This is a genomic window from Salipaludibacillus sp. CF4.18 (assembly GCF_051262595.1).
Taxonomy (GTDB): Bacteria; Bacillota; Bacilli; order Bacillales; family Salisediminibacteriaceae; genus Salipaludibacillus; species Salipaludibacillus neizhouensis.
The window spans coordinates 1-1006 of record NZ_JBIMEV010000147.1 but is presented as its reverse complement, the minus strand read 5'-3'; the positions used below and the strand labels follow the sequence as shown (position 1 = coordinate 1006).

General features: G+C 39.3%; 1 protein-coding gene. It reads left to right on the top strand.

All coding sequences use genetic code 11. The features are described 5' to 3' along the window. Positions 1-171: 171 nt before the first annotated feature. A partial coding sequence (gene istA, locus ACHABW_RS25895; protein WP_435759915.1) for an IS21 family transposase occupies positions 172-1006 on the top strand: 835 nt, incomplete at its 3' end.

The following is a 1006-nucleotide window of genomic DNA, read 5'->3' as shown; positions in this document are numbered from 1 at the left end:
TGAATATTGCGGATGAATAGAGCCACTTGTGCGGAGTTTTGAGCCAGTGATTGCGGAAGATAGAGCCACCGTCTGCGGACGGGAGAGCCAACAATATAAATTAGAACGACCTCTTGTATAATAAAAGTTGCATGCAATCAAGCATGACATTATTATACAGGAGGTTTTTTTGTGATTAATTGTCGTAAAATTCTAGAGTTGTATTTTGAAAAAATCAGTCAAAGAACAATTAGTTCTAGTACTGGTCATTCGAGAAATACAGTCTCTGAAGTCGTTCATCGAGCGAAGAAACTTGGTGTGGAAAGCTTGAACGATACCATGACCAATCCATGGCTAGAATCGTTTCTCTTTCCAGAAAAACAGGCTATTGAGAAAGGTTACTTCCCGGTTGATTGGGAAAAAGTGCATAAGGAATTACAAAAGAAGAATGTAACTTTGACTTTATTGCATTATGAGTATGCAACGGAAGCACGTGAGGGTGGAAAGATTCCTTACGCTTATCGAACATTTACCGAGAATTATGGAAAATACGCGAAGAAGTACAAATTGACAATGCCTATTCTAAGAAAACCTGGTGAAAGTATGGAAGTAGATTGGGCAGGTTCTACGTTGGAAATTATTGATCGCTCAACAGGAGAAGCTATACCAGCGTACATTTTTATTGCGACCTTACCCTATAGCCAATTCAGCTACGTGGAAGCTTTCATGGATATGAAATCAGCGAATTGGCTTATCGCTCATATTCATGCATTAGAATATTTTGGAGGTGTTCCTGAAACGTTGGTTCCAGATAATTTGAAAACGGGAGTTATAAAAGCCCTTAGGAGTGAGCCTGTTCTCAATGAAGCCTATCGTGAACTAGCGGATTATTATCGTACGGTAATTGTTCCAAGCCGTGTCCGGAAACCAAAAGATAAAGCAAGTGTCGAAGGAACAGTTGGATATATCTCTCGACAGATCATCGCTCCATTAAGAAACTATCATTGTTTTCATATCGAAGATTTGA